At 72.6% G+C, this 7,172-nt stretch carries 7 protein-coding genes; 5 read left to right on the top strand and 2 right to left on the bottom strand.

Annotated elements, in window-relative coordinates; translation table 11 throughout:
• Nucleotides 1-205: 205 nt before the first annotated feature.
• Entirely contained in the window at nt 206-1,213 is a 1,008-nt protein-coding gene (locus tag DJ82_RS12135) for a TatD family hydrolase (RefSeq protein ID WP_094526552.1), read from the bottom strand.
• A gap of 107 nt (nt 1,214-1,320) precedes the next feature.
• On the opposite strand from DJ82_RS12135, the gene DJ82_RS12130 reads away from it, so the two are divergent.
• Nucleotides 1,321-2,373: a sialidase family protein gene (locus DJ82_RS12130; RefSeq protein ID WP_094557963.1), complete on the top strand. Its 1,053-nt coding sequence runs from the start codon at nt 1,321-1,323 to the stop codon at nt 2,371-2,373.
• Nucleotides 2,370-2,804 (top strand): DoxX family protein, encoded by a 435-nt coding sequence (locus DJ82_RS12125; protein ID WP_241881510.1) that lies wholly within the window; start codon nt 2,370-2,372, stop codon nt 2,802-2,804. The genes DJ82_RS12130 and DJ82_RS12125 overlap by 4 nt, the downstream gene beginning before the upstream one ends.
• A 14-nt stretch (nt 2,805-2,818) precedes the next feature.
• Here DJ82_RS12125 and DJ82_RS12120 read toward each other — a convergent pair whose 3' ends face one another.
• Entirely contained in the window at nt 2,819-3,262 is a 444-nt protein-coding gene (locus DJ82_RS12120; protein ID WP_094525813.1) for a DUF2237 family protein, read from the bottom strand.
• 136 nt (nt 3,263-3,398) lie between these two features.
• On the opposite strand from DJ82_RS12120, the gene DJ82_RS12115 reads away from it, so the two are divergent.
• The 3 genes from DJ82_RS12115 (at nt 3,399) to DJ82_RS12105 (ending at nt 7,154) form a co-directional block, all read left to right on the top strand.
• Nucleotides 3,399-4,709 (top strand): MFS transporter, encoded by a 1,311-nt coding sequence (locus tag DJ82_RS12115; protein WP_094526554.1) that lies wholly within the window; start codon nt 3,399-3,401, stop codon nt 4,707-4,709.
• 61 nt (nt 4,710-4,770) lie between these two features.
• A complete protein-coding gene (locus DJ82_RS12110; protein WP_094581909.1) occupies nt 4,771-6,630 on the top strand; it encodes a helix-hairpin-helix domain-containing protein in 1,860 nt (619 codons plus the stop codon).
• Entirely contained in the window at nt 6,630-7,154 is a 525-nt protein-coding gene (locus tag DJ82_RS12105; protein WP_094581908.1) for a Mut7-C RNAse domain-containing protein, read from the top strand. The genes DJ82_RS12110 and DJ82_RS12105 overlap by 1 nt, the downstream gene beginning before the upstream one ends.
• Nucleotides 7,155-7,172 lie beyond the last annotated feature (18 nt).

The following is a 7,172-nucleotide window of genomic DNA, read 5'->3' as shown; positions in this document are numbered from 1 at the left end:
CTGCCCCTTTGAGTCCCGCCCGACTGCACCGCATCCTCACGCCTCCCCAACCTCGCGGTTCGCGCTCTCCGAGCGCTCACCGCGTCCCTCGCACGCGCTGACTCGCGGCCGCCGAGGGCGGCCGCTCGCAGGCGCGCGCCACCGCATCGTATCTTAAATAATCGTCGCGGTCGCGTTCCGTTATTTAAATATCATATATCGGTGTCTACTCCTGCTCGAATCCGAAGACCTCCCGGGGATTCTCCAGCACGACTTTCCGGATGTCGTCGACGTCGATCCCGTACCGGTACAGCTCGAATATCGCGCGCTTGAGGGCGTACGGGTCGGTCCGGAGGACGTTCGCGCAGTCGGTGTCGACCATGATCCGGTCGGGGCCGTACTCGTCGATGGCGTCGGCGACGTCGGCGGCGTCGACGCCGACCAGCCACGAGTGACCGATGGTGTAGCTCAGGTAGCAGTCGGTCTGTTCCATCAGGTACGCGGTGTTGTTGCGGTCGGCGTGCGAGGCGACGACGCGCTCGTCGTCGAGGCCGGCGTCGCGCATCGCCTCCACGTCCAGCCGGACCGCGTCGAGCGCGGGGTTCTCGCCGTCGAGGACGGGGTCGGTGCCGAGCCCCGCGTTCTTCTCGTAGCCGGGCGTCACGCCCAGCCCGTCGCGGTAGGGCCGCTTCGCGTCCGTCGACGTGTTCGGCGTGTGGAGGATCACGGGGAGGCCGTGGTCGCGCGCGAGCTCCATCTGCGCCCCGACGACCGCCTGCTGCTCGTCGAGCGCCCACCCCTCGACGTGGCCGGCGGGGACGACGCCGGTCTCGCCGACCGCGACGACCTCGTCGAGCGCGCAGTAGTCGTCCATCGCCGCCAACAGCTCGTCGGGGTCCTCGATGCGGACGCCGGTGTGGACGCCGAGCCCCAGCTTCGCCTCGAAGAAGTGGTTCCGCTCGATGGCCGCGCGGCGATTGATCGCGTCGTCCCAGAGGAAGCGGATGTCGTCGGCCGCGACCGGCTTGTATGGGGCCCAGTGGTAGCCGGACGCGACCATGAGCATGGACCGACACCCGGAGAGCGCGTAGCGCTCGCGGTCGTCCCACGAGAGCGTGTGGGCGTGGTTGTGGACGTCGATCCACGGGAGGGTGAGCAGCTCCCGCGGGGGGTCGATGTCGTCGTCGAGGTGCGCCGCGTCCGTCGGCCGCTTGGTCGGGTGGGGTGTGGTCATGGCGTGTGGAATCGGGATGCCCGCTGCTCTCCACTTTCACCCCCGGCCACTTAGCGTTTTACAGCTTGGTAAAAACTTTAGTACGCGTCCGACGCACGTAGCCGTGTATGACACTGTTGATCGGGACGGACGACGGGCTCTATCGAGTCGACGACGTGCCCTTCGAGCGCGACGAGGCCGAGCGGGTCCTCGACTGCGAGGTCGTCACCGCGGTGAAGTCGTGGGACCACGCGGCGGGCGTCTTCGTCGCGTCCTCGACCGGGGCGTACCGCTCCCGCGACGGGGGACGGACGTGGGAGGACCTGGAGGTTCCCCTCGGCGACCGCTTCTGGCACGCCGGCCAGAGCGAGGTGTGGTCGATCCTCGCGACCGCCGACGGGGCGCTGTACGCCGGGACGAACGACCCGTACATCTTCCGCTCGGTCGACGACGGGGAGACGTGGACGGAGCTGAAGGGGTTCCGCGACCTGCCCTCGCGCGGCCACTGGGAGTCGCCGATCGACCCCCACTACGCCAGGCTCCGGGCGCTGGAGGCCGTCCCGGGGCGACCGGAGCGGCTGATCGCGGGCGTCGAGGCCGGCGGGATCCACCTCAGCGACGACGCCGGGCAGACGTGGACGGACCGGCGCGACACGATCGTCGACGACGTCCACCAGATCCTCCCGATCTCGGAGGACGTGTGGCTCGCGACGACCGGCTACCTCGACCACGACCTGGAGAACCTCGGGCTCGGCCACGCGGTCGGCGAGGGCGGGCTCTGGCGAACGACCGACGCGGGCGAGTCGTGGAGCCGGATCGACGCCGGGAACGACTTCTCGTACGTCCGGCGGGTGTTCGTCCACGACGGCACCGTCTTCTTCTGCGGCGGCGAGGAGGCGCCGCCGGCGTGGGTGAACGACGACCACGAGGTCGCGCTGTTCGAGTCGACGAACTTCGGCCGCGACTTCGAGCGCGTCCCGTTCCCGGGCGAGCCCCACGAGATCGTCGAGACGTGGGCCGTGCACGACGGTGACGTGATCTGCGGCTCCGGGCTGTTCGACGTGCCCGATCAGCGCGACGACGTCGAGGGCCGGATCATGCGTCGCGGCGACGACGGCGCCTACGAGACGGTCGGGCGCGTCGACGCGAACGTCAGCCGCATCGAGGTGGTGTCGGCGTGAGCGACGACGACGCGGCCTCGGCCGACGACGCGGCGCCGACGGTGGGGTCCGCCTCCGATCCCCCGTCGGCGATCGGCCGCGCCCTCTACGGCGGCATCCTCGCGTACATGGCCGTCGACGGGTTCAAGAACAACGAGAAGCGGGTCTCGGTCGCCGAGGAGAAGGGCGTCCCGATGCCCGACGTGCTCGTCCCGTTCGTCACCGGGATGCTGTTCGTCGCCAACCTCGGCGTCGTCTTCTGGAAGTTCCCGCGCGCGTCCGCCGGCGCGCTGATCGTCTTCTTCCTCGGCACCACCCCCTCGATCCACGACTTCTGGGCGATGGAGGGGAAGGAGCGGCACGGCAACAAGATCAACTTCCTGAAGAACGTCGCGCTCCTCGGCGGCGCGGTGATGCTCCTCGACGCGGCCGCCGAGAGCGCCGACGAGTAGCCGCCGCTTCGGCGTTACTCGTCCGCGCCGGGCGATTCCGGATCGAATTCATCGGGATCGAACGCCTCCGGGTCGAACTCGTGCTCCCGGAGCCGGTCGGGGTCGACGGCCCGGAGCACGGACTCGTCGGTCGCCTCCAACACGACCGGGGGCGCGACCCCCGCGTCGGCCGCCTCGACCCACCGGCCGACGCAGAGGCACCACCGGTCGCCCGGCTCCAGCCCGGGGAAGTCGAACTCCGGCCGCGGCGTGATCAGGTCGTTGCCGCGCTCCCGGCTGTACGTCAGGAACTCCGCCGTCACGACCGCACAGAGGGTGTGCTCGCCGACGTCGCCGTCGACGTCGCGGCAGTAGCCGTCGCGGAGGTACCCCGTCGTCGGCTCGCGGCCGCAGGGCGCCAGCTCGCCGCCGAACACGTTGCGGTCGCCCTCGCTCCCGTCGGTCTCGTCGGTGGACACGCGTGTCGTTCGGTGCCCGCGCGACTTATCGGTGGCGCCGGGCGACCGCCGCTCTCCGGACACCGCAGCGTCGAGCGCGCCGTCGAGCGCCCCCTCGGATCGGTGCGACTATGCGACTTCCGCCTCATCCGGTAGCATGGCCGAACGCTGGCTGTACGGCTGGGGGCTCGGGTCGGTCGCGTTCGGAGGCGCCTCGCTCGTCGTCCCGCTGTACGTCGTCGAGCTCGGCGGGGGACCGTTCGTGCTCGGCGTGCTCGCCGCGGTCGCCGCCGTCGTCGGGGTCCCGGCCGCGCTCGGCGCCGGTCGGATCGCCGATCGGACCGGCAAACGCCGCCCGATCGTGCTCGCGATGCTGGCGCTCGTCGCGGTCGGAATCGGGGTCATCCCGCTCACGGACCGGGTGACGCCGGTGATCGTCGCGAACGGCGCGATCTGGTTCGCGTTCGCGGCGGCGACGCCCGTCCTGACGCTGCTCGCGGTCGCCGACGTCCCGGAGAGCGCCTGGAGCGAGCGGATCGCCCTGTTGAACCAGTACCAGGGCGTCGGCTGGGCGCTCGGGCTGCTGCTCGGGGCGGTCTGGACGGGCGTCGGCGGGCGACTCCTCCCCGCCGAGACCGTGATCCGGTGGCTGTTCGTCCCGTTCGCGGCCTTCGCGGTGCTCGGGCTCGCCCTCGGCGTCCGCACGCTGCCCGCGGACCCGGGCCCCGGCGGCGACCGACGGGCGTCGGGGACGCGCCTCAGGCGCGCCATCCGCGCGGCCGACCGCTTCAGCGTCCGGACCGCCGCGTTCCCCGTCACCGTCGGTCGGGCCGACTTCCGCGGGCTCCACCCGCGCCGGTTCGTCGAGCGATTCACCCCGGCGCTCGCGCTGTACTTCCTCGCCGTCTTCTTCGCGTTCGCGGGGTTCGCGGTGTTCTTCGCGCCGCTGCCGGCGTTCCTCACCGCGGTCGGCTTCGGCTCCGACGGCGTGTTCGCGCTGTACCTGATAAACGGCCTCGCCGCCGCGGCCTTCTTCGGCGCCGCGGGAGAGCTGACCGCCGACCGCGACGCCGCGCTCCTCCAGCTCGCGTCGCTCTCGACGCGCGCGGTCGCCCTCCCCGCGGTCGCGCTCGTCGGCGCGGCGTGGGGCGCGGCCGCGCTCGGGTTCGGCGTCGCCGCGGCCGTCTTCGCAGTGATCGGGGTGACGTGGGCGGTGATCGCGGTGACCGCGGGGACGCTCGTCGCCCGGCTGTCCCCGCTGTCGATCCGCGGGGAGGCGCTCGGCACCTACGCCGCGCTCGGCGCCCTCGCCGGCGGGGTCGGGAGCGTCGCCGGCGGGTGGCTCGCCGCCCTGAGCTACGCCGTCGCCTTCGGCGTCGCCGGCGGACTGGTCCTCCTCGGCGCGGCGCTGGTGGCCCTCGTCCGACGGTACACGGCCGCGCCGCCGGTCGACCGCACCGCGGGCTGACCGGATCGGGGGGTCCGCCGCGCCGGTCAGTATAAGGAGCGCCCGGCCGAACCCCGACTCAATGAGCCGGAACGACGAGGTCGCCGCCCTCTTGGAGGAGTTCGCCGACCTGCTCGAGGCGGCCGGCGTCGAGTACAAGCCGACCGCGTACCGCCGCGCCGCCGAGAACGTCCGCGAGCACACCGCCCCGATCGAGAACCTAGCGGGCGAGGGGGAACAGGCGGTCGCCGAGATCGACCGCGTCGGCGACGCGATCGCGTCGAAGATCGTCGAGTACTTCGAGACCGGCGAGATCGAGGAGCTGGAGGCCCTGCGCGAGGAGCTCCCGGCCGACATGGCGGGGCTCACCGCCGTGGAGGGAGTCGGCCCGAAGACGGTCGGAAGCCTCTACGAGGCGCTCGAGGTGACCACCCTCGACGAGCTGGAGGCGGCCGCGGAGGCGGGCGAGATCCGGGAGGTCTCCGGCTTCGGCGCGAAGACCGAGGAGAACATCTTAGCGAACATCCCGTTCGCCCGCGAGGCGCGGAAACGGACCCGGCTCGGCGACGCCCGGCCCGTCGCCGACGCGGCGCTCTCGTACCTGACCGACGTCGACGCCGTCGACGCCGCCGAGGTGTGCGGCTCGATCCGGCGCTGGAAGGACACCATCGGCGACATCGACCTCCTCGTCGCCAGCGACGCGCGCGAGCCGATCGTCGAGGCGCTCACCGGCTGGTCGGAGGCGGACGCGACGATCGAGGCGGGCTCCGGGAAGGCGAGCGTCCGCGCGAGCGGGACCCGGGTCGACCTCCGGATCGTCGACCCGGACGAGTTCGGCGCCGCGCTCCAGTACTTCACGGGGTCTCGGGCCCACAACGTCGCGGTGCGCAACCGCGCCATCGACCGCGACCTGAAGCTCAACGAGTACGGGCTGTTCGACGTGAGCGACGTCGACGACGGGGCCGACGCAGACGACGCGAGCGACGACGGGGCCGAGTCCGATTCCCGGCGCGTCGGCGAGCGCGTCGCCGGCGAGAGCGAGGCGGGGGTGTACGAGGCGCTCGACATGGCGTTCGTCCCGCCGGAGCTCCGGGAGGACAACGGCGAGGTCGCGGCGGCCGCGGCGGGCGAGCTCCCGGACCTCGTCGAGACGGTTGAACTGCGCGGCGACCTCCACACCCACACCGACTGGTCGGACGGCGGCTTCTCGATCGCGGAGATGATCGAAGCGGCATCGGAGCGCGGCTACGGCTACCACGTCGTCTCCGACCACGCCGCCGGACCGGGGATCTTCGGGAACACCGGCCTCGACGAGGCCGACATCGCGGAGCAGGCCGCGGCGGTCGAAGACGCGGTGAGCGAGGTCGACGGCGCCGTGATGGGCCGCGAGGTCGACGACGCGAGCGCCGACGACGGAGCGGGCGCCGGCGACGACGCCCGGATCGCGGTGTTCCACGGCATCGAGGCGAACATCGACGCGGAGGGGGCGATCACCACCGACGACGCGACGCTCGCCGACCTCGACCTGGTCGTCGCCTCGCCGCACTCCGCGCTCGGGCAGGACGGCGACGCCGCCACGGAGCGACTGGTCCGCGCGGTCGAACACCCCCACGTCGACGTCCTCGGCCACCCGACCGGCCGCATCATCAACAGCCGCCCGGGGATCTCGCCCGACCTGGCTGCCGTCGTCTCGGCCGCCGCTGACGCCGGCACCGCGATCGAGGTGAACGCGAACCCCGCCCGCCTCGACGCAGACGGCGACGCCGTGCGCGCCGCGGTCGACGCGGGCGCCGCGATCGCCGTGAACACCGACGCCCACTCGCCCCGCGAGCTGGACAACGCCCGGTACGGCGTGCACACCGCCCGGCGCGGCTGGGCCGAGACCGCCGACGTGATCAACGCGCGCCCGGTCGACGGCCTTTGGGAGTTCCTCGACGGCTGATGGCGCCCCGCGTCCTCGTCGACACGATGTGCGGCAAGCTCGCGACCTACCTCCGGATGTGCGGGTACGACGCGGCGTACGCGCTCGACCGCGGGGTCGAGGCCGACGACCGGCTCCTGTCGCTCGCGGCCGACGAGGACCGACTCCTCGTCACCCGCGATCGGGAACTCGCGGCGCGCGCCGCCGACCGCGACCACGGGGCGGTCCTCCTGACCGAGCGCGACGTGCTCGACCAGCTCCGCGAGGTCGCGGCGGCCGGGCTTCCGGTGGCACTCGCCGCGGAGCCGACCCGCTGTGGGGCCTGTAACGGCCCGGTCGAGCGGGTCGGCCCGGAGGGCATCGATGTCGACCCCGACGACCGGCCCGAGTACGTCCCCGACGACGTGGGCGCGTCGCCCGCGGCCGACTCCGATTCAGCCACCGACACCGACCCCCGCCCCGCGTGGCGCTGTCGCGACTGCGGGCGCTGGTTCTGGAAGGGCGGCCACTGGGAGTCGGTCGCGGCGCGGCTCGACGACCTCTGAACCGCGACCCGCGGGACG

The sequence above is a fragment of the Halorubrum sp. Ib24 genome, assembly GCF_002252745.1.
Classification (GTDB): Archaea; Halobacteriota; Halobacteria; order Halobacteriales; family Haloferacaceae; genus Halorubrum.
Note: the sequence above shows the minus strand (reverse complement) of the source record. Positions and strands in the feature narration are given on the sequence as shown.

Bases quoted from the DNA above. Each gene is read 5' to 3' on its own strand.
- DJ82_RS12110 (WP_094581909.1), top strand. From the start codon at position 4,771: ATGAGCCGGAACGACGAGGTCGCCGCCCTCTTGGAGGAGTTCGCCGAC.
- DJ82_RS12115 (WP_094526554.1), top strand. From the start codon at position 3,399: ATGGCCGAACGCTGGCTGTACGGCTGGGGGCTCGGGTCGGTCGCGTTC.
- DJ82_RS12105 (WP_094581908.1), top strand. From the start codon at position 6,630: ATGGCGCCCCGCGTCCTCGTCGACACGATGTGCGGCAAGCTCGCGACC.
- DJ82_RS12135 (WP_094526552.1), bottom strand. From the start codon at position 1,213: ATGACCACACCCCACCCGACCAAGCGGCCGACGGACGCGGCGCACCTC.
- DJ82_RS12130 (WP_094557963.1), top strand. From the start codon at position 1,321: ATGACACTGTTGATCGGGACGGACGACGGGCTCTATCGAGTCGACGAC.